General features: G+C 61.1%; 14 protein-coding genes and 1 pseudogene. 4 read left to right on the top strand and 11 right to left on the bottom strand.

Going from position 1 to position 20,176, the window contains the following annotated elements; all coding sequences use genetic code 11:
- Nucleotides 1–402: 402 nt before the first annotated feature.
- Together ACK6BI_RS06025 and hutC are read right to left on the bottom strand one after the other, a co-directional pair.
- Entirely contained in the window at nt 403–972 is a 570-nt protein-coding gene (locus ACK6BI_RS06025; protein ID WP_409316344.1) for a HutD family protein, read from the bottom strand.
- A 22-nt stretch (nt 973–994) separates the two neighbouring features.
- Nucleotides 995–1,705, bottom strand: coding sequence for a histidine utilization repressor (hutC, locus tag ACK6BI_RS06030; protein ID WP_162803449.1), 711 nt, complete (start codon nt 1,703–1,705; stop codon nt 995–997).
- Nucleotides 1,706–1,850: 145 nt separating this feature from the next.
- On the opposite strand from hutC, the gene ACK6BI_RS06035 reads away from it, so the two are divergent.
- On the top strand, nt 1,851–3,215 hold the full coding sequence (locus tag ACK6BI_RS06035; RefSeq protein WP_409316345.1) for a formimidoylglutamate deiminase: 1,365 nt from the start codon (nt 1,851–1,853) through the stop codon (nt 3,213–3,215).
- Between the two features lie 48 nt (nt 3,216–3,263).
- Here ACK6BI_RS06035 and ACK6BI_RS06040 read toward each other — a convergent pair whose 3' ends face one another.
- Together ACK6BI_RS06040 and ACK6BI_RS06045 are read right to left on the bottom strand one after the other, a co-directional pair.
- On the bottom strand, nt 3,264–3,833 hold the full coding sequence (locus ACK6BI_RS06040; protein ID WP_409316346.1) for a lipocalin family protein: 570 nt from the start codon (nt 3,831–3,833) through the stop codon (nt 3,264–3,266).
- A 31-nt stretch (nt 3,834–3,864) separates the two neighbouring features.
- Nucleotides 3,865–4,119 (bottom strand): hypothetical protein, encoded by a 255-nt coding sequence (locus ACK6BI_RS06045; RefSeq protein ID WP_119428670.1) that lies wholly within the window; start codon nt 4,117–4,119, stop codon nt 3,865–3,867.
- A gap of 294 nt (nt 4,120–4,413) precedes the next feature.
- On the opposite strand from ACK6BI_RS06045, the pseudogene ACK6BI_RS06050 reads away from it, so the two are divergent.
- Both ACK6BI_RS06050 and ACK6BI_RS06055 read left to right on the top strand, forming a co-directional pair.
- A pseudogene (locus tag ACK6BI_RS06050) lies at nt 4,414–5,436 on the top strand (cache and HAMP domain-containing protein); the annotation flags it as partial.
- A 93-nt stretch (nt 5,437–5,529) separates the two neighbouring features.
- Nucleotides 5,530–6,294, top strand: coding sequence for a methyl-accepting chemotaxis protein (locus tag ACK6BI_RS06055; RefSeq protein ID WP_371320915.1), 765 nt, complete (start codon nt 5,530–5,532; stop codon nt 6,292–6,294).
- Between the two features lie 107 nt (nt 6,295–6,401).
- Here the strand turns inward: ACK6BI_RS06055 and ACK6BI_RS06060 are convergent, their stop codons facing one another.
- The 5 genes from ACK6BI_RS06060 to ACK6BI_RS06080 form a co-directional block, all read right to left on the bottom strand.
- Nucleotides 6,402–7,004, bottom strand: a complete 603-nt coding sequence (locus tag ACK6BI_RS06060; protein WP_409316347.1) for a DUF924 family protein — start codon at nt 7,002–7,004, stop codon at nt 6,402–6,404.
- Between the two features lie 3 nt (nt 7,005–7,007).
- On the bottom strand, nt 7,008–8,018 hold the full coding sequence (locus ACK6BI_RS06065) for a class 1 fructose-bisphosphatase (protein ID WP_065261556.1): 1,011 nt from the start codon (nt 8,016–8,018) through the stop codon (nt 7,008–7,010).
- A gap of 196 nt (nt 8,019–8,214) precedes the next feature.
- A complete protein-coding gene (locus tag ACK6BI_RS06070; protein ID WP_409316348.1) occupies nt 8,215–9,579 on the bottom strand; it encodes a DUF3999 domain-containing protein in 1,365 nt (454 codons plus the stop codon).
- Nucleotides 9,576–13,163: a DUF2339 domain-containing protein gene (locus ACK6BI_RS06075; RefSeq protein WP_409316349.1), complete on the bottom strand. Its 3,588-nt coding sequence runs from the start codon at nt 13,161–13,163 to the stop codon at nt 9,576–9,578. Before ACK6BI_RS06075 ends, ACK6BI_RS06070 begins: the two co-directional genes overlap by 4 nt.
- 102 nt (nt 13,164–13,265) lie before the next feature.
- The gene (locus tag ACK6BI_RS06080; protein WP_409316350.1) at nt 13,266–15,716 is read right to left on the bottom strand and encodes a glycogen/starch/alpha-glucan phosphorylase; all 2,451 of its coding nucleotides are present in this window, start codon (nt 15,714–15,716) and stop codon (nt 13,266–13,268) included.
- Nucleotides 15,717–15,974: 258 nt separating this feature from the next.
- Here ACK6BI_RS06080 and ACK6BI_RS06085 point away from each other — a divergent pair, with 258 nt between their 5' ends.
- On the top strand, nt 15,975–16,412 hold the full coding sequence (locus tag ACK6BI_RS06085) for a YkgJ family cysteine cluster protein (protein ID WP_065261559.1): 438 nt from the start codon (nt 15,975–15,977) through the stop codon (nt 16,410–16,412).
- Between the two features lie 123 nt (nt 16,413–16,535).
- Here ACK6BI_RS06085 and typA read toward each other — a convergent pair whose 3' ends face one another.
- Both typA and thiI read right to left on the bottom strand, forming a co-directional pair.
- Entirely contained in the window at nt 16,536–18,356 is a 1,821-nt protein-coding gene (gene typA / locus ACK6BI_RS06090) for a translational GTPase TypA (protein WP_260521865.1), read from the bottom strand.
- Between the two features lie 139 nt (nt 18,357–18,495).
- A complete protein-coding gene (gene thiI, locus ACK6BI_RS06095; RefSeq protein WP_409316351.1) occupies nt 18,496–19,950 on the bottom strand; it encodes a tRNA uracil 4-sulfurtransferase ThiI in 1,455 nt (484 codons plus the stop codon).
- Nucleotides 19,951–20,176: the final 226 nt, after the last annotated feature.

Consider the following 20,176-nt stretch of genomic DNA (forward strand, 5'->3'; position numbering starts at 1 on the left):
CTGCGGAGAATCGCTGACGACTCATACGCATACGTCTTTACTTGTACATACAAGCATATGCAATCGAGCGGCCAACTCTTTGAAGGATCGTTCAAGAAAATCGCCAGGCACCGCTGGAGGACGCCTGAATCAAGGGCTGGGAGGTGTTTGATTTTTTTTGCGGAGTTGATTGGTGCAAGTGAGGGACTGTTACAGAAGCGTGGTTTTGCGCCACGCTGGGGCGTTCGGTAACAAGTTGGTGCGCCGAGGGAAACAGGATTTGAAATGCAAATGTGGCGAGGGAGCTTGCTCCCGCTTGAGACCGAAGGGCTCCCGGTTCTGGCGAATACCAGACCGGGGGCGCTTAGCAGCCCAGCGGGAGCAAGCTCCCTCGCCACAATGTGTTTTACATGCGCAGATGTATCAGCGTGTCGTCAGCTCGATCACGCAGCATCCGGCATTGACAGCAATCTCCACCAGACCGGTGTTGCCGTCCAGTTGCAGGCAATCATGTCGGTCAAGTTGCGCAGCACTGTCACCGATCTGCACTTGCAGCGACTCGCTGACGCTGAAAACGAGAACCGTGCCGGCGGAGCTGAAAAGCCGCTGCTCACCCTCCAGCCACTGCAAGCGCGCGTTGTAACGCTGCGGCGCATAGATCAGGTTGAAGTCGCGGATCGCCCCGCCGAGCAAGGTGCAGGACACCTGGCTTTCGCCGCTGAAGGCAAACGGGTCGAGGGGTAACAGCGGTCGAGTGTCGTCACCGTCGACACACAGGGTCATGCCGTCGCCCTGCAACACCGTGATCACCCGTTGATAACCGCTGAACGTCGAGAAACCGCCGGATTCAGCGATGTCGGCAATCGACAGACGCCAGCCGAAACCGTCAAGACCGGCGCCCGCGTCACGGGTGATTTCCTCGGTGCTGCCGCCGCCGTTTTTCCACGGCATGCGCGGGTAGCCTTCAGCGCGTAGAACCTTCAACTCGCTCATTTATGCTCTCTATTTATGCTTTTTATTTATGAAACCGACCTTCCAGACGATGACGGGAACCGGGGTGGATCAGACGCGCAGCGGTCACCGGCTGACGACCCGACCAGGTGCGGCGGCGGATCAGCAGGCACGGCTCGCCCTTTTCGATCTGCAGCAATTTGCATTCGGACGGCTCGGCGAGGATCGCTTCGACCACATGCTCGCCTTCGGTCAGCGGTGCAACCTGGTTCAGATAGGCGTATGGCGTTTGCAGGGTGAAATCCTGCTTGAGGTATTCCGGGGCGACCAGCGCGTTGACGAAACGGTCTTCGATCTGCACCGGAATGTCGTTTTCGTAATGCACGATCAGCGAGTGGAACACCTTCTGCCCTTCGCGCATGTCCAGCGCCAGGGCGCGCTCGGAGCCGGCGGCTTCTTCTTCCAGGGTGATCACCTGGCAAGTGTGGCGATGGCCGCGGGAAGCGATTTCGTCGGCGATGTTATGCACTTCGAACAACGCGGACTGGCTCTTCGGTTCGGCTACGAAGGTGCCGACGCCCTGCATGCGCACCAGCAGACCGTCGGCGGTCATCTCGCGTAACGCGCGGTTGATGGTCATGCGGCTGAAGCCCAACTGGCTGACCAGCTCACTTTCCGACGGCACGCGGTAATGCGGCGGCCAGTTACCACTGTCGATCTGCTGGGTGATCATCTGTTTGACGCGGGCGTACAAGGGCGCCGGACTGTCGCCCATGTTCGCGGCCAACGGAGAGACTGGAGGCGGAGTCGGCACGATGGATCCCTGTTCATTGGATAAGGTTGCTAGCTTGCCGGAGTTTACCGGGCAGGCAAACGTCTGTATATGTATATACAAATAACACACGATGGGGTGCTGAACCATGTCCGCCTTCTTTGCCGAACGCGCGCTGCTGCCTAACGGATGGGCCAACAATGTACGTCTCGAGGTCAGCGCCGATGGCGTGTTGACCCGAATCCAGGCCGATTCCACCGCAGAGGGCGCCGAACGGCTGAGCGGTCCGCTGCTGCCGGGCATGCCGAATCTGCACTCCCACGCATTCCAGCGAGCGATGGCGGGACTGGCGGAAGTGGCCGGCAATCCCAACGACAGTTTCTGGACCTGGCGCGACTTGATGTACCGGCTCGTCGGAAAAATCAGCCCGGACCAGCTCGGCGTGATCGCCCGTCAGCTGTACATCGAAATGCTCAAGTCCGGTTACACCTCGGTAGCCGAATTCCATTACGTTCATCACGATCAAAGCGGCCAGCCGTACGCCGACCCGGCGGAACTCGCGTTGCGTATCAGCCAGGCCGCCAGCTCCGCCGGCATCGGTCTGACGCTGCTGCCGGTGCTCTACAGCCACAGCGGTTTCGGTGGCCAGACGCCCAACGAAGGTCAGCGCCGCTTTATCAACAGCACCGAAAACTACCTGAAACTGCAATCGCGCCTGCAGCCGTTGCTCGCTCGGCAGAAGGCGCAGTCACTGGGACTGTGTTTCCACTCATTGCGCGCGGTCACGCCGCAGCAGATCAGCGACGTGCTGGCGGCCAGCGACAAGCATTGCCCGGTGCACATCCACATCGCCGAACAGCAGAAGGAAGTCGACGATTGCCTGAGCTGGAGCGGTCGCCGTCCGTTGCAATGGCTGTACGAAAACACCGAAGTCGATGAGCGCTGGTGCCTGGTACACGCCACCCACGCCAATCCGGACGAAGTCACGCTGATGGCCAAGAGTCGCGCCATTGCCGGCCTGTGCCTGACCACCGAAGCCAATTTGGGCGACGGAATTTTCCCGGCGGTGGATTTCCTCGCTCAGGGCGGACGCATGGGCATCGGTTCCGACAGCCATGTGTCGTTGAGCGTGGTGGAAGAATTGCGCTGGCTGGAATATGGCCAGCGTCTGCGCGACCAGCGACGCAATCGCTTGTATGGCGCGGATCAACCGATGGTCGGGCGCACGCTGTATGACGCTGCCCTGGATGGTGGCGCTCAGGCACTGGGCCAGCCGATCGGCGCGCTGGAGGTCGGCAAACGCGCCGACTGGATCGTGCTCGATGGCAACGATCCTTATCTGGCCACCGCCAGCGGCGACGGGATACTCAACCGCTGGCTATTCGCCGGTGGTGACCGTCAGGTGCGCGATGTGCTGGTCAACGGTCAGTGGGTCGTACGTGAAGGCCGGCATGCCGGGGAAGAAGACAGTAATCGCGCCTTCACCCAGGTGCTGCGAGACCTGTTGGGCTGACATAAAAAAACCTGTGGAGGGCAACCTCCACAGGTTTTTTGTTATGCGTCAGTTGGACGTCCTGGCCATCTGCTGATCCGACGTCCGCCAGATCAACCGCGTGGTGTCGTACCCCTGCTGACGCGCCTTGCTCAGCAGGTCCTCACGCACCACGCCATTGACGGTCGGCGTGCGCGACAAAAGCCACAGGTAACGTCGGCTCGGGTCGCCAACGATGGCGGTCTTGTAGTCATCACTGACGTACAGCACCCAGTATTGGCCCTTGGCCGAGCCCGGAATCAGCCGCGAAAACCAGGTATCGAACTCGACCCACAATTTGTCGGTCTTGCCTGGCACCTGTGGGTAAGCCTTGCCCTTGACCTCTTCCCATTGCCAGTCCCTGGTCAGGCAGCGGTTGAAAACTCCCAGGTTGCCGTCAGGCTCGAGGGTATACCGGGCTTCGGATTGGGCGCAGTTGCGCTGGAAATACATCGGCAGCCGCGCCAGCTCGTACCAGGTGCCCTGGTAACGCTTGAGGTTGACACTGTGGACTGTCTTTGGCGCCAGCGGATCTTCACCGGTCGTGGCGCAGCCGGCCAATACCAGGCCGGCAAAAAGGATAAGCAATAACCGCTTCATTGTTTTTCTCCCGTGGGCGCGTTGCCCCGGTTTACTTCAGGCCTTGGCCGGAAAACATCAGCACTTTGTCACCGGCGTACTGCACGCTGATAAAGCTGTTCTTGTCGCCCCAGGTGCAGCTGGACATGCCGAGCGCACCCGAGCAATCGGTGGGTTTGCCGAGCAGCGTTTCCACTTCCGCCTTGGCCATGCCGGTCGAGAGCTTCGAATAGTTTTCCTGATTGACCTTGCTGCATGCGGCCAACAGCACGCAAAACGACAGAAGGGCGATAGATCGCAGCGACATGGTGTAACTCCTGGAACGGAAGGGGGATGGCCTGGCGCCAACCAGAAGCTTAGAAGAGAAAACCCCTGTCGGGTTCCCTCGGCAGGCGGCTATTTATTGACCCGCTCGTCCGGCTTTCATCGATAAATCAGACACTTTGTAGGGCTATTGAGCATTTCGTCGCCTTTAACGAAAGCGTCCTCATCTTTGACGCGCAGCGGTCGAAATAAGAGCAGCGCAAAGCCCGAGAGTGTGGCAAATTGCCGCCCTTTCTTGACCAGCCCCTTCGCGGTAGCTCACTTAATGACCAGAAACATGAAATTCAGCCACAAGATCTTGTTGGCTGCCGCCCTCGTGGTGGCCGTTGCATTCGCCTGTTTCATTTTGTTCAACGACTATCGACAACGCGAAGCCCTGAGCAACAGCACCGAATCCTCGATGCAGGAACTGGGCAGCCTGACCACCAGCAACATCCAGACCTGGCTGGAAAGCCGCATCCAGCTGCTGCAATCGATGTCGCAGCAGGTGGTCGCCGATGGCAGTGCTCCGGCCAGCCTGAAACGCATCATCGACCTGCCCGCCTACACCGGCAATTTCCAGCTCAGCTATTTCGGCGGCGCCGATGGCGTGATGTTCTCGATTCCGGCCGGCAACCGCGCACCGGACTATGACCCACGCGCCCGTGGCTGGTACAAGGCTGCGAACAGCGCCCAGCAGACCATCGTCACCGAGCCCTACATCGCCGCTTCGTCGGGCAAACTGGTGATCACCATCGCCACCCCGGTGCAGCGTCAAGGCCAGATGATCGGTGTGGCCGGCGCCGACATCGACCTGACCAGCGTCAGCGCGATCATCAACTCGCTGAACTTCGGCGGCCACGGCCACGCCTTCATCGTCAGTGCCGACGGCAAGATCCTGATCCACCCGGACAGCAAGCTGGTGCTCAAGACCCTGGCCGAGGCCTATCCCAACGGTGCGCCGAAAGTCAGCCCGGGCCTTAAGGAAGTCGAGTTCGACGGCAAGACTCAACTGATCTCCTTCACCCGCGTCAACGGCGTGCCATCGGCCGACTGGTACGTGGCTCTGGTGCTGGACAAGGACACGGCGTTCTCGATGCTCAGCGAGTTCCGCACCTCGGCACTGATCGCCATGATCATCGCCGTGGTGATCATCATCGCTTTGCTCGGCATGCTGATCCGCGTGCTGATGCAACCGCTGCTGGCCATGGGCCGCGCCATGCATGACATCGCCGAAGGCGAAGGCGACCTGACCAAACGCCTGACCATCCATGGCCACGACGAATTCGGCGCGCTGGGCTTGTCGTTCAACCGTTTTGTCGAGCGTATCCACACTTCGATTCGCGAAGTGTCTTCGGCCACCGGGCAAGTCAACGAAGTCGCCCTGCGAGTGGTCGCAGCCTCCAACTCGTCGATGTTCAACTCCGACCAGCAGGCCTCGCGCACCAACAGCGTCGCCGCTGCAATCAATCAACTCGGCGCCGCCGCCCAGGAAATCGCCCAGAACGCCGCCCTCGCCTCGCAGCATTCCAGCGATGCGCGCAGCCTGGCGGTCGACGGCCAGCAGGTTGTGGATAAAACCATCCATGCGATGCAGCAACTGTCGGCGAAGATCAGCGACTCCTGCGGCAACATCGAAACCCTGAACAGCAACACTGTGAACATCGGGCAAATTCTGGAAGTCATCACCAGCATCTCCCAGCAGACCAACCTGCTGGCGCTCAACGCCGCCATCGAAGCGGCCCGTGCCGGTGAAGCCGGTCGTGGGTTCGCCGTGGTCGCCGACGAAGTGCGCAATCTGGCGCACCGCACCCAGGATTCGGCGCAGCAAGTGCAGAGCATGATCGAAGAACTGCAGGTCGGCGCACGCCAGGCCGTCGGCATCATGACCGAGAGCCAGCGCGAGAGCGAAAGCAGCGTCGGCATCGCCAACCAGGCCGGCGAACGCCTGGAAAGCGTAACCCAGCGCATCGGCGAGATCGACGGGATGAACCAGTCGGTGGCAACCGCGACGGAAGAGCAGACGGCGGTGGTCGAGTCGATCAACGTCGATATCAACGAGATCAACACGCTGAACCAGGAAGGCGTGGAGAACCTGCAGGCGACGTTGCGCGCTTGTGCGGATCTGGAGCAGCAGGCTGCGCGGTTGAAGCAGTTGGTGGGTAGCTTCAGGATTTAAGGCACTGCCGCAGGCCTCTTCGCGAGCAGGCTCGCTCCCACATTGAAAAGTATTTCAAATGTGGGAGCGAGCTTGCTCGCGAAAGCGGCCCCAGCAACAACGGAGATTCAGAATCTGGACCCGGGCTCGGAAAGAAACACCAACTCCTCCGCCGTAGACTCCCTTCCCAACACCGCATTGCGATGCGGAAACCGTCCAAACCGCGCAATCACCTTCTGATGCCGCTCGGCATAATCGAGGTTGTCGGCAAACACTCCGCGCTCCGCCTCCGGCTGTTCAGCCACCAGTTCGATGAACCGCGAGACCGCTTCATTCTGCACCGCGAGGTTTTCGCAGTGTTCGAAGACGAGGTAGATGAAGAGTCGCTGAACCGGTTTCAACTGCCGGTCGAAATCCGCCGCGATGCCTTGGGCAACCAGCTTCTGCGCCCGCAGGTCACCGGAAAAGGCCTTGGGTGTATCACGAAAGATCATTCGCGGGAGTTGATCGAGCAACAGCACCACCGCCAGCCAGCCTTCGGGACGTTGCGTCCACTCGGTCAATCCGCCGGCGAGGGCCTGATCGACAAGGACCCCGAAACGCTCACGCGCCTCGAGGTCCTGGCTGTCTTTCTTGCCGAACCACAACTTGCCCTGTTGCGCCGTCACTTCAGTAGCCGACTCGGCATGGCCGAACCACCAATCGAGCAACGGCTGCCAGGGCGCGGTCATGGTTTATTCCTTGTGGTAAGCCGTGGCGCGGGCGACTTCTTCTTTCGAGCCGAGGAACACCGCGACGCGCTGGTGCAAGCCTTCAGGCTGAATGTCGAGAATGCGCTGGTGACCGTCGGTGGAAGCGCCGCCCGCCTGTTCCACCAGGAACGACATCGGGTTGGCTTCGTACATCAGGCGCAGCTTGCCCGGCTTGGACGGCTCGCGGCTGTCGCGCGGGTACATGAACAGACCGCCACGGGTCAGGATGCGGTGTACGTCGGCCACCATCGCCGCGACCCAGCGCATGTTGTAGTTCTTTTTCAGCGGGCCTTCTTCACCGGCCAGCAGTTCGGAAACGTAGCGCTGTACCGGGGCTTCCCAGTGACGCTGGTTGGACATGTTGATCGCAAATTCCTGGGTGCTTTCAGGAATGGTGATGTCTTCGTGGGTCAGGACGAAGCTGCCCATTTCGCGGTCCAGGGTGAAGCCCTTCACGCCGTTGCCCAGGGTCAGGATGAGCATGGTCTGCGGACCGTAGATCGCATAACCGGCAGCGACCTGCTGGGTGCCCGGCTGCAGGAAGGCCTTTTCGTTCAGGGCTTCATTCTGGCTCAGGTATTCGTTCGGGCAGCGCAGTACCGAGAAAATGGTGCCGACCGGGGCGTTGATGTCGATGTTCGAGGAACCGTCCAGCGGGTCGAACACCAGCAGGTAGGCGCCTTTCGGGTATTTGCCCGGGATCTGGTAGGCGTTGTCCATTTCTTCGGACGCCATGCCGGCCAGGTGACCGCCCCACTCGTTGGCTTCGAGCAGGATTTCGTTCGACAGCACGTCGAGTTTCTTCTGCACTTCGCCTTGCACGTTTTCCGTGCCCATGCTGCCCAGAACGCCGCCCAGGGCGCCTTTGGACACGGCATGGCTGATCTCTTTGCAGGCACGCGCCACCACTTCGATCAGGAAGCGCAGATCGGCAGGAGTGTTGTTGCTGCGGGTCTGCTCAATCAAATAGCGACTCAGGGTAACGCGGGACATGGACGGCTCCGGTGGAATGGGGGGCTGAAAAACCCGCGCAGTTTACAGGGAGTCTGAAAACGTAGCGAGCAATGACGCCCGGTAACGTGCGTCGAGTGCAATTCCTGCTATCAGACGTGATCGGACCGGGAGAGTTCAGGCACGGATTTCAGCGTAGTCGCAAACCCGACGGGTGTAGAGGCCACACCCGTCCGATTCAGGATTTGGCCGGCGGCTTGCGCAGCAGGCTGAACGCCATCACCGCCAGAAACAGCACACTGAGCAGTAACACCGCCCACAGGCCGAATTTCTTCCACTGGGTGTTCGCCATCGCCGTGGTAGTGGCCGAAGTGGTTTGAGGCGCCACCACATCCCCTTGCACCGTGGCCTTGCCCAATGTGGCCAGTTTCTCCGGTTTGAAATCGGGGATCAGCGTGCTCAGAGGCAGGTTCGCCGTTCTCACCGTCGGATTGCCCAGCGCCAGGCTGTAAGGCCCGTCACCGCGCGCAAGGAAGATCACCTGCGTGGCGCGCACCGCGTACCTGAGGCTCGGGGCCTGTTCGCCGAGACCACCGCCGCGTTCGTCGACCGTCAGTTTCAACTGCTGGACGGTCTGCCCGTAGAGCTGCAATTCGTTCTGCACCACGTCCTGGCCATTCTGGGTCAGGCGATAGAGCAGACCACTGCTCATCGTCTGCCACGGCAGACTGGTTTCGCGGCGTCCCGACAGCGTCACCGGCGCCAGGCTGTTGGGTTGTTTCAACTCGACCTGGACCCGTTCGACATTCAGCCCCATCGGCAGCTGCCAGGTGTATTCACCGGCCTTGGTGCTGCTGCCGGCCAGCGCGGGTGACCAGACCAGCGGCAACGGCAGATTTTGCGGGTCGCTGCTTTTCAACTGCGCCGACGTCAGGGTCGGCGCTGCGTTCGGTGAATCCCACAGCAGGCGCAGATAACGCGCCGATTGCCCCGGCAACGCAACTTCATGCTGTTCGATGCGCTCGTCGGAAAAGGTCAGGCGCGCAACCTGCCCTTCGCCCCACGGTTGCCAGTGCTGCAAGTCGTCGCTGGCTTCGATGCTGAAACGCTGGAAGCCATCCCGCTCGCTGGTCCAGTCGAGGATCAGTTGCTGTAACGGCGCCTTGATTGCACTGGCATCCAGCAGCCAGCCGCGCAGCACCTCTTCCCCCGCTTCCAGCTGGCTGGATGGCTGCACTTCCACCAGCGTGCCGGTGGTGGTCGACTGAACCCGCACACTCGGAGCACGTTCGGTGGCATCCGCCGAGTTGTACAGCGGGAACCACTTCACCGCGTTCAAGCGACCGTCGTCACGGGTCTGCGCCGATTCCCGGGCCTGCGCATAGGCCTGCGGTTCACCCGCGGCGTTGAACACCCGCAGATCGCCGAGATCGGTCTGACGCGCCTGCAACTGCACGTTCAGCGGCAGTTCGAGGCGATACCACGGGCCCGCGCCAGTGACCGACAACGGCACCTGCGCCGCAAAGTCCGCCGGTTTTTCCTGGCCGACGGCCGTCATGGCCACACCCAGCAACAGCCACCCCAGATTCAATAAGCGACTCAAGACGACACTCCTTCGGTTTCCGGGGCCGGTTTGTCCGCCTCCGGTGCAGCTTCGACGCGTTTGGGCGGCAGCGGCGCGAAATAACCCACCACCAGCAGCAACACGCCGACGCCGATAAACGAGACGATTCGGGCCAGACCGCCACGGTTGCTCAACTCGACAAAAATCAGTTTGGCCACCACCAGCGCAATCAGCGCCGCACCGATCAGCCACACTTCGCGGTGATGGCGCAGGTGCCCGCCGATCATCAGACCCAGCGCCATCAGCGTCCAGACGATGGACAATCCGGCCTGTACCAGCATCGATTCGAGCAACAGATCCAGCTCGAACGGGATTCCCGCCCAATGGTGCGCGGCGCGGGTCACCAGCGCGGTGCAGAAGGCGAACAGCGAAACACCGGCGATCAGTTGCGAGGCGTGAGCGGCGTAATCCTTGCGGATCGACAGCTCGGCCACCGCGCTGCGCGACCAGACATAAACACTGAACAACGCGATCAGCAGCCCCAGCTCCAGGGGGTTGATCAGCGGCACGTAGGGCAACGGCTCGGCATTGCCGTCGCTGACACCGTTCGCCAGCCAGAACCAGATCAGCATCAACAGCGCCAGCGGCGCTGCCGCGTACAAGCGATACTCGCGAGCGAACGCCGCCACCGGCCACGGCCAGTTGCGCGGCGCGGCCATCAGCAACAGATACACGCTCGGCAGAATCGCCCAGCCCAGCCAGCGCCAGGCGTTGTATTGCTCGGACAACAGCAGCAGGCCATAGCGCAACTCCAGCGCCAGCACGCCGATCAGCAACCAGCAGCCGAGCACATGGGCCGTACTCAAGGCCCGCGCCGGCAACATCGACCCCAGACGCCGCAGGCTGAAAAAATGCACCGCGAACACTGCCGCCCATGCCAGCCAACCGACATTGGCCGCCGGGTGATAACGCGAGTGCCACGCGGCGAGCAATACCAGCCCGGCCGCCGGAATCAGCAAGGTGCAGAGCAACCCGAGCGACGGCCATTTCAGGCGCAATGCCAACAGCGTCCACAAGGCGACACTCAGCGCGGCGACCAGCAGCAACAACGTCGCCTGCAGATTCAGCGGAGCAAAACGCAGCACCTCACTGACCCACGCCAGCGCCCACCAACCGGCACCCCACACCAGCAGCACTTCGGACAGTCGCTGCAAACTCAGCACATCGAACGCCGAAGCATGATTGCCCAGTTGCAGGCGCCACGCACCGATCATCGCTGCCAGCCCAAGCACCAATGGCGTCCAGAATCCGCCATGACCCAGCGGCCGCAGACCTTCACTGGACAAAGGCCCGAGCAGTTCGGGACCGGCCAGCAAGAACGCCGCGCCGCCGATCAACTGCAACAACAGACCGAAGACAAAACTTGCGCGCTGCTTGAGGTACAGACTGAGCCAGATGATCAGCAAGCCACTGGCCGCCCACACCGCACTCGCCGTCTGCCACGGCAGCACGAACAACACCGCCAGATTGATCAGCACCAGCCCCGCCAGCAGCACCACCGACAAGCCGCGCAGCAGCCGCACATCGCTGCGCACCATCTCGTCACGCGCCGCCAGCAACATGCCGGCGATCAATGCCAGACCGATCAGCGATGCGCTGAGCAAACCACTCCAGCCGGCGCTGAACACCGCCGCCGAATCCTCGCCCGCCCCTTGCAGGCGCAACAGGAACAACGCACCACCCAGCAGTTGCACGGCAAATGCGGTGAACAGGAACGTGCGCGATTGCAGGCGCAAGCCGGCGAACAACGTCACCAGACCGGCCAATGCCCAACTGATGGCCGTGGCCTGGACGAAGAAAAACAGCGGCGCCAACAGATAGAGGAAAGTCAGACCAAGACTCGCCAACACCGGCAGGCCCTGGCGCTCCCACGCCGAGGTGAGTTCCGCCGGGGCTTTGCGCAATTGATGGAAACTGAACAGCAGCGCGATACCAAGCATCAGCGCGCCCAGCGGTGCTCCGTCGAGCAGGCTGCTTTCGCCGACGCGCAATTGACCGAGAAACGCCAGCGCCGAGCCCAGTTGCAGTAACAAAGCAAAGACTCGGGCGAACGGGCGATGTTGACGCAAGCCAAGCCAGAAAATCCCCGCGCCCTCCACCGCCCAGGCCGCAGAGGTCCAGCGCGCATCCAGCCCCAGCGGAATCGCCAGGCTGGCGAAAATCACCCCGAGCGCCAGGCAGGTTTCGCCCAGCAACAAGGCGCGACCGCCCATCAACAACCGAGCGAGGGTCATGTAAATCATGCCTAGCGCCAATGCGCTGAACGCGGCGGCAAATTCCAGATGCTGCACCAGCGCAAATTGCAGGCCGAAACCCACCAGCGGCGGACCGAACAGCAGGGTGCCGTCGACGTAGTCGCCCTTGCGCGCCGACCAATGCAGCAGCGCCTCACGGTCGCCGTCTGCCGGGGCGTCCGGCATGTCCAGCAACTTGCGTCGGGCGAACAACAGGCCGATGGCCAAGTACATCAGGAAGAACAGAATCAGGAACGGCTCGGTGCTCCACAACAGCTCCGGCGCATACGAACGCACGCCCCAGGCGAAACCGATGCCGAAAGTGCCGGCGAAACCGATCAGGTTGAGCAGACGCCAGGCCTTGAACCAGGCGATGGCGAGAATGCCGGCATTGAGCAACGCGAAATAGCTGAACAGCGCGACATGGTTGCCGGCGCCGGTGGAGGTCAGGATCGGTGCGGCGAAGCCGCCCAATGCGGCGGCGCAGGCCAGGGCCAGGGAATCCTGGGTGATCGCCAGGATCGCCGAAAACACCGTCACGGCCACCAGCAAACCCAGGGCGGCGGATGGATCGAGCAGCGGATGCAGGCGCATCGCCGCGAAGACCGTCAGGTACAACACCGCAATCCCGGTGCCTTGCAGCATCAAGGCGTAACTGCTGTTGCGATGGCGCAGCCACCAGCCCAGCGCCAGCAGTCCCAGTGCCGCTGCGGCAACCCCGGCGTAGCGCATTTCGATCGGCACCACCATGCCTTCGGTGGCATAGCGCAGCAGGAACGCCAGACCGAAGAACAACAGCACCACACCCACCCGCAGCACGGTGTTGCCACCGAACAGCCAGTTGCGCGCAGCGCTGATGCCACGCTCGATGAGGTTCGGGCCACGGGGTTCGGCGGGCGGTTGTGGTTCGGGCGTGACGGCGTCGAGCTGCCAGACATCGGCCGGCAACGGTTGATGGGTTTCGCGGGCCTCGGCAGCGACCGGTTCGAGTTCAGGTGGCAGCTCCCAGACCAGCTCGGGAACTGCGGCGGGTACTTCTTCGGTCACCCGGACCGGTTCGGCAGCAGCCTCTGGAGCAGGCTCGACGCCGGGTGGGGCGTCCAGCACGCCGGCGCCTTCGAGCAGAAACAGACGCTGCTCGACAGCCTGCAAGGCGATTTTCGCCTGTTCAAGTTGAATCTTGTGTTCCGCACTCTGCGAGCCGAGCCGGGCGATCCGGATCGTCTGGCCGATCACCAGGCCCAGCAGCGCGCCCAATAGCGCAGAACTGAACGACTCGTCGAGCAGCCAACCGAGCAGCAGCCCGATCAACATGAACATCCATTGCATGGTCGATATCCCTGAGCAGCCCCGGAACGGGGCGAAATCAGGGCTCAGTATATCGGCCCGGCCCAACGAGCGTGGGGCCGGACGCACATTTGTCGCTAAAAGTTACTCCAGTGCCTTCCAGATATCCGTGGCGTACTCGCGAATCGTCCGGTCCGACGAGAACCAGCCCATCCGCGCGGTGTTCAGCACAGCCGAACGCCACCAGTTGTTCGAGTCGTGCCAGAGCGCATCGACGCGCATCTGCGCTTCCCAGTACGCATCGAAGTCGGCGCAGACCAAGAAGCGGTCGTAGTCCATCAGCGAATCGATCAGCCCGGTGTAGCGCGAGGTGTCATCCGGCGAGAACACACCACTGCGAATCGCCTGCAATACATCGCTCAGACGGTGAGAGGCGGCGATGTCCGGCGCGGCACTGAACTCGTGGTTCTGCTTGCGCGCTTCGACCTGCTGGGCACTCAGGCCGAAAATGAACATGTGCTCGGCACCGATGCGCTCGCACATTTCCACGTTGGCACCGTCGAGGGTGCCGATGGTCAGCGCGCCGTTGAGGCCGAACTTCATGTTGCTGGTGCCCGACGCCTCGAAACCGGCGGTGGAGATCTGCTCCGAGAGATCCGCCGCCGGAATGATGCTCTCCGCCAGGCTGACGTTGTAGTTAGGCAGGAACACCACCTTCAGCAAGCCGCGCACGGTCGGGTCGTTGTTCACCACCCGGGCGATGTCGTTGGTCAGTTTGATGATCAGCTTGGCCTGGTGATAACTGGCCGCCGCCTTGCCGGCGAAGATTTTCACTCGCGGCACCCAATCGGTTTCCGGCTGGGCGCGAATCGCCTGATATAGCGCGACCGTATGCATCAGGTTGAGCAACTGACGCTTGTATTCGTGGATCCGCTTGACCTGCACATCGAACATCGCCGCCGGGTTGACTGCGATTCCCAGCCGTTCGTGAATCAGATAGGCCAGCGCTTTTTTGCTGTGCAGCCGTTGCTCGGCGAAGGCCTTGCGGAAGGCCGGCTTCTCGGCGAACGGCTCAAGGTCGAGCAGACGCTCTTGCGGATTGTCCAGCACATCCGGGCCGAGAGCATCGACCAGCATCGAGGTCAGTTCGGAGTTGGCCTGGTACAGCCAGCGGCGGAAGGTGATGCCGTTGGTTTTGTTGTTGATCCGTTCCGGATACAGCTTGTGCAGTTCGGCAAACACGGTCTTGCGCATCAGTTGTGTGTGCAGGCCCGACACGCCGTTGACGCTATGGGAACCGAGGAACGCGAGGTTGCCCATGCGCACCCGGCGACCATTGTCTTCCTCGATCAGCGATACCGCCCGCAACACGTCGAAATCGTGAATGCCCTTGGCCCGCAACGAGTCGATGTGCTGGGCGTTGATCAAATAAATGATCTGCATGTGCCGCGGCAGCATGCGCTCCATCAGCCCTACCGGCCAGGTTTCCAGCGCTTCGGGCAGCAGCGTGTGGTTGGTGTACGACAGCGTATCGACGGTGACTTGCCACGCCGCATCCCAGGCCACGTCGTAGACATCCACCAGCAGCCGCATCAGTTCGGCGACGGCAATCGAAGGGTGAGTGTCGTTGAGCTGGATCGACGCATGATCGCCCAGGGTCAGCACCGAGGTGTGCATGTTGCGATGACGGCGCAGCAGATCCTGAAGCGACGCGGCGACGAAGAAGTATTCCTGACGCAGACGCAGTTCCTGACCGGCCTCGGTGCTGTCCGCCGGATAAAGAACGCGGGAGATGCTTTCGGCGCGAGCCACCTCGGCCACGGCACCCAAATGGTCACCGGCGTTGAAGCGCTCCAGGTGCAGATCTTCCATCGCCCGGGCCCGCCACAGACGCAAGGTGTTGACGCTCGCCCCTCGCCAGCCGACCACCGGGGTGTCGTAGGCAATCGCCCGCACGGTTTCGGCCGGGTGCCAGACCTGCTTGCTCTTGCCGGTAACATCGGTGACGGTTTCAACGCTGCCGCCAAAGCCGATGGTGTAGACGACCTCTGGCCGTTCGAACTCCCACGGGTTGCCGAAATCCAGCCAGTGCTCGGTCTGCTCCTGCTGCCAGCCGTCGACGATGGCCTGGCGGAACAGGCCGTGCTCATACCGAATGCCGTAGCCGTGGCCGGCGATGCCGAGCGTCGACATGCTTTCCATGAAGCACGCCGCCAGCCGTCCGAGGCCGCCGTTGCCCAGCGCGGCGTCGGGCTCCAGCAGGCGGATGCGCTCCAGATCCACGCCCAGCTCGGTCAGTGCCTCGCGGGCGACGTCGAGCAGGCCAAGATTGCTCAGGCTGTCGTACAGCAATCGGCCGATGAGAAATTCCAGCGAGAGGTAATACACCCGCTTCTGCCCTTTGCGGTAGATCTGTCGGGTGTGATCCATCCAGTGCTCGACCATATGATCGCGCGCCGCCAGGGCGATGGCTTCGAACCAGTCATGGTCGAAGGCGTGATCCGGGTCTTTGCCCACCGCGTAGGTGAGCTTGGTCAGGACGGCGTCGCGGAATGCGGCCACCTCTGCTTCGCGAACTAGTGGTTCTTGAGTCATCGATAGGACCTCGAGCGAGCGGGGAATTGTCAGAGCCTAGACGGTCTGACCGACGGTGGCGGCTCTGGTTCGGCAGTTTTTCCTGAGAGTGTGCGTTCGTCCGGCAATACCCTGGCGAATGCCTGAATGAATGCAGGGGCCATGCCGAATTGTCGGCTCCGGTGATGACAGAGAGAAAAAAACCGGCGAAAGGTTGTTCAAAAATCCACCCGTCCCGGTATGATCGCGCGCCCTGACGCACACGCCTGGTAAACCCTGATGATGAAGCCCAACCTGATCGCCGCCGCCGAGATCGACCGTCTCGAAACCTGGGCCAAATATTCGGCCCCTATGTGCGGCTCGTGCGTTTCCAGCTGCTGTACGCTGCCGGTCGAGGTCAAGATCAAGGATCTGGTGCGCATCGGCGTGGTCGACGAGTTCGAACTGGGCGAACCGCCGAAAAACATCGCCAAACGCCTGCAAAAGGAAGGTCTGGTGGAGCGCTTCAACCAGAAGTCGGGGATCTTTACCCTGCAGCGCATGAGCAACAACGATTGCTACTACCTGGATCGCAAGAGCCGGCTGTGCACCATTTATGACAAGCGCCCGGACACCTGCCGCAACCACCCGAAGATCGGCCCGCGCCCGGGGTATTGCGCGTACAAGCCGAAGGAAGTGGAGCGGGTGCAGAATTCGCGGTCGATCGAGCGCTTCTGATCCCGACGCCTGATCGTTCCCACGCAGACGGTTCGAGGTGGGAACGAGACTTTCAAAAGCCAGACAAACAAAAACGCCCCCGGTCTCTCGACCGGGGGCGTTTTTTTCAAGCCTGGCTAAATCTTATGCCTTGGCTTTCTTGGCAGCGCGGGTACGCTCGCCTTCGTCCAGGATCTTCTTGCGAAGACGGATGGACTTCGGCGTCACTTCGCACAGCTCGTCATCCTGGATGAATTCCAGAGCCTGTTCCAGAGTGAAGCGGACAGGTGGAACCAGAGCGATGGTTTCGTCTTTGCCCGAAGCACGCATGTTGTCGAGCTTCTTGCCCTTGGTAGGGTTGACGCCCAGATCGTTGTCACGGCTGTTCAGACCCACGATCTGACCGTTGTAGATCTCCTGGCCGTGTTCTACGAACAGCTTGCCACGAGCCTGCAGGGTTTCCAGGGAGTAGGTCAGTGCCTTACCGGTTTCAACCGATACCAGAACACCGTTCTGACGACCGGACATGTGGCCGGACTTCATGGTGTCGTAACGATCGAAGATCGAGGTCAGGATGCCTGCGCCGTTGGTCAGGGTCAGGAACTGGTTACGGAAACCGATCAGACCGCGAGCCGGGATGTTGTACTCCAGGCGCACACGGCCCTTGCCATCCGGGGACATGTTGGTCAGGTCGCCCTTACGCAGACCCATTTCTTCCATGACCTTGCCCTGGGATTCTTCAGGGATGTCGATGGTCACGTTTTCGAACGGTTCCTGCTTCACGCCGCCCACTTCGCGGATGATCACTTCAGGACGGCCCACAGCCATCTCGAAGCCTTCGCGACGCATGGTTTCGATCAGTACCGACAGGTGCAGCTCACCACGACCGGATACCTTGAACTTGTCGGCGGAGTCGCCTTCTTCAACTTTCAGGGCAACGTTGTACAGCAGCTCTTTGTCCAGACGTTCCTTGATGTTGCGGGAAGTCACGAACTTGCCTTCTTTACCGCAGAACGGCGAGTCGTTGACCTGGAAGGTCATGGAAACGGTCGGCTCGTCGACGGTCAGCGGCTTCATCGCTTCGACAGTGTTCATGTCGCACAGGGTGTCGGAGATGAACAGCTCGTCGAAACCGCTGATGCAGACGATGTCGCCGGCCTGGGCTTCTTCGACGTCAACGCGGTGCAGACCGTGGTGACCCATCAGCTTCAGGATACGACCGTTGCGGCGCTTGCCTTCGGTGTCGATGGCGACGACCGGAGTGTTCGGCTTGATGCGACCACGGGCGATACGGCCAACACCGATCACGCCCAGGAAGCTGTTGTAGTCCAGTGCGGAGATCTGCATCTGAAACGGACCGTCACGGTCAACGGCCGGCGCTGGAACGTTGTCGATGATCGACTGGTACAGCGGGGTCATGTCTTCGGCCATGTCGGTGTGGTCCAGACCGGCGATGCCGTTCAGGGCCGAGGCGTAGACGACTTTGAAGTCCAGCTGTTCGTCGGTGGCACCGAGGTTGTCGAACAGGTCGAAGATCTGGTCCAGAACCCAGTCAGGACGCGCGCCCGGACGGTCAACCTTGTTGATCACGACGATTGGCTTCAGACCAGCTTCGAAAGCCTTCTTGGTCACGAAACGGGTTTGCGGCATAGGGCCGTCCTGGGCGTCGACCAGCAGCAGCACGGAGTCGACCATCGACATTACGCGCTCTACTTCGCCGCCGAAGTCGGCGTGGCCCGGGGTGTCCACGATGTTGATGTGGTAGCCGTTCCAGTTGATGGCGGTGTTTTTCGCCAGAATGGTAATGCCGCGCTCTTTTTCCTGGTCGTTGGAGTCCATCACGCGCTCGTCGTTGAGCTCGTTGCGCTCCAGGGTGCCGGATTGACGCAGGAGTTTGTCTACCAGGGTGGTTTTACCGTGGTCAACGTGGGCAATGATGGCGATGTTACGTAGATTTTCGATCACTTGTGTATCTCGATCAGAGGATTCGGTTTGCTGACAAGTCATGGCAGCGATTGGCAGTAGTGTCCGGCATGGCCGTTACAGCTTGACGGCAGTGTCGGGGGGCCGGTGACGCAGGCCACAGGCAAACAGCCCCGGGCACTTAGCTCGGTCGATAAACGCGCACATTGGCATGCCCCTCACTGAGCAGATGATGGGCATGCAGGCGACTCATCACGCCTTTGTCGCAATACAGCAGGTACTGGCGAGTCGGATCCAGTTCCTTGAAACGAGCGTTCACTGCGTAGAACGGCATCGTCTGTACCTCTATGCCGGCGAGTTCCAGCGGATCATCCTCGGCAGCATCCGGGTGACGGATGTCGATGACGATCTGACCGGCCAGCGCCTCGCTGACTTCTTCGATTTGCAAATCCTGGCCCAATTCGTCGATCACCCGATCGATCGGCACCAGTCTGGCGTTTGCGAGCGCACGCTCGAGCACCGCCATATCGAATTCCTGCTCTTCGTGCTCGACCCGGCCACGCTTGGCGGCGGTCTTCGGGTTGACCGAGATGACGCCGCAATACTCCGGCATGTGCCGGGCGAAGTCACCGGTACCAATCTGGTCGGCCGTGTCGATGATGTCCTGCTTGTGGGCGACGATCAGCGGTCGCAGGACCAGCTTGTCCGTGACGCAATCGATGACCGACAGGTTCGGCAACGTCTGGCTCGACACCTGGGAAATCGCTTCACCGGTGACCAGCGCATCAATGTGCAGGCGTTCGGCAATGCTCGAAGCTGCGCGCAACATCATACGCTTCAATACGACGCCCATATGACTGTCGTCGACCTTGCCGAGAATTTCGCCCAGCACTTCTTCGAACGGGACACTGACAAATAGCACGCGTTGCGAGCTGCCGTACTTCTTCCAGATGAAATGCGCGACTTCCATCACGCCCAGTTCGTGGGCACGACCGCCCAGATTGAAGAAGCAGAAGTGCGTCATCAGGCCGCGGCGCAGGATCTGGTACGCAGCAACCGTCGAGTCAAAGCCGCCGGACATCAATACCAGCGTCTGCTCCAGCGCACCGAGCGGGTAGCCGCCGATGCCATTGTGCTGGCTGTGGATCACAAACAACCGTTTGTCGCGAACTTCGATGCGGACTTCGACTTCCGGCGCTTTCAGGTCGATCCCCGCGGCACCGCATTCACGGCGCAGCTTGCTGCCGACGTACTTTTCGACATCCATCGAGCTGAACGCATGCTTGCCCGCACGCTTGCAGCGCACCGAGAAAATCTTCCCGGCCAGCAAGTCACCGAAGTGCTGCTTGCACTTCTCGGTGATGTCGTCGAAGTCACCCAGCGGGTACTCGTCGATCTGCAGAAAGTGCGCGATGCCCGGCATGCAGGTCAGGCGCTCGCCCATTTCTTTCAGGGCCTTGGGATCGGTGACGCGGGTTTCCAGCTCGAGATTGTCCCATACGCCGTTCACCACCACGGCCGGGTCCAGGTCGCGGAGCACGGTACGGATGTTCTTGGCCAGCTGGCGGATGAACTTCGTCCGGACAGGTCGGCTTTTGATGGTGATCTCGGGGAAGACTTTAACGATTAGTTTCATGAAAACAGCGCGCGCTGGGCCAGCCGAAAAAGGGGGGCGCGGATTATAGCGGAAATTGCTCAAGGTTTAACCAGTTAATGTGCAGAAGGTTTTTGATGCACCAAAACGGGTCATTTTCGACTCAAGACGCTACATTAAAGGGCGAGATTTTTACCGTTTGTGCGTTTTGCACCCTTATAAGCGTGAATTTGGGGCAGAAAATCCATGCTGGGGCACTGGCATGCAA

The organism is Pseudomonas sp. KCJK9016 (assembly GCF_046231795.1).
Classification (GTDB): domain Bacteria; phylum Pseudomonadota; class Gammaproteobacteria; order Pseudomonadales; family Pseudomonadaceae; genus Aquipseudomonas; species Aquipseudomonas bananamidigenes.

Bases quoted from the DNA above. Each gene is read 5' to 3' on its own strand.
- ACK6BI_RS06060 (WP_409316347.1), bottom strand. From the start codon at position 7,004: ATGACCGCGCCCTGGCAGCCGTTGCTCGATTGGTGGTTCGGCCATGCC.
- ACK6BI_RS06035 (WP_409316345.1), top strand. From the start codon at position 1,851: ATGTCCGCCTTCTTTGCCGAACGCGCGCTGCTGCCTAACGGATGGGCC.
- ACK6BI_RS06075 (WP_409316349.1), bottom strand. From the start codon at position 13,163: ATGCAATGGATGTTCATGTTGATCGGGCTGCTGCTCGGTTGGCTGCTC.
- ACK6BI_RS06085 (WP_065261559.1), top strand. From the start codon at position 15,975: ATGATGAAGCCCAACCTGATCGCCGCCGCCGAGATCGACCGTCTCGAA.
- ACK6BI_RS06025 (WP_409316344.1), bottom strand. From the start codon at position 972: ATGAGCGAGTTGAAGGTTCTACGCGCTGAAGGCTACCCGCGCATGCCG.
- ACK6BI_RS06045 (WP_119428670.1), bottom strand. From the start codon at position 4,119: ATGTCGCTGCGATCTATCGCCCTTCTGTCGTTTTGCGTGCTGTTGGCC.
- ACK6BI_RS06065 (WP_065261556.1), bottom strand. From the start codon at position 8,018: ATGTCCCGCGTTACCCTGAGTCGCTATTTGATTGAGCAGACCCGCAGC.
- ACK6BI_RS06055 (WP_371320915.1), top strand. From the start codon at position 5,530: ATGTTCAACTCCGACCAGCAGGCCTCGCGCACCAACAGCGTCGCCGCT.
- thiI (WP_409316351.1), bottom strand. From the start codon at position 19,950: ATGAAACTAATCGTTAAAGTCTTCCCCGAGATCACCATCAAAAGCCGA.
- ACK6BI_RS06080 (WP_409316350.1), bottom strand. From the start codon at position 15,716: ATGACTCAAGAACCACTAGTTCGCGAAGCAGAGGTGGCCGCATTCCGC.
- hutC (WP_162803449.1), bottom strand. From the start codon at position 1,705: ATGGGCGACAGTCCGGCGCCCTTGTACGCCCGCGTCAAACAGATGATC.
- ACK6BI_RS06040 (WP_409316346.1), bottom strand. From the start codon at position 3,833: ATGAAGCGGTTATTGCTTATCCTTTTTGCCGGCCTGGTATTGGCCGGC.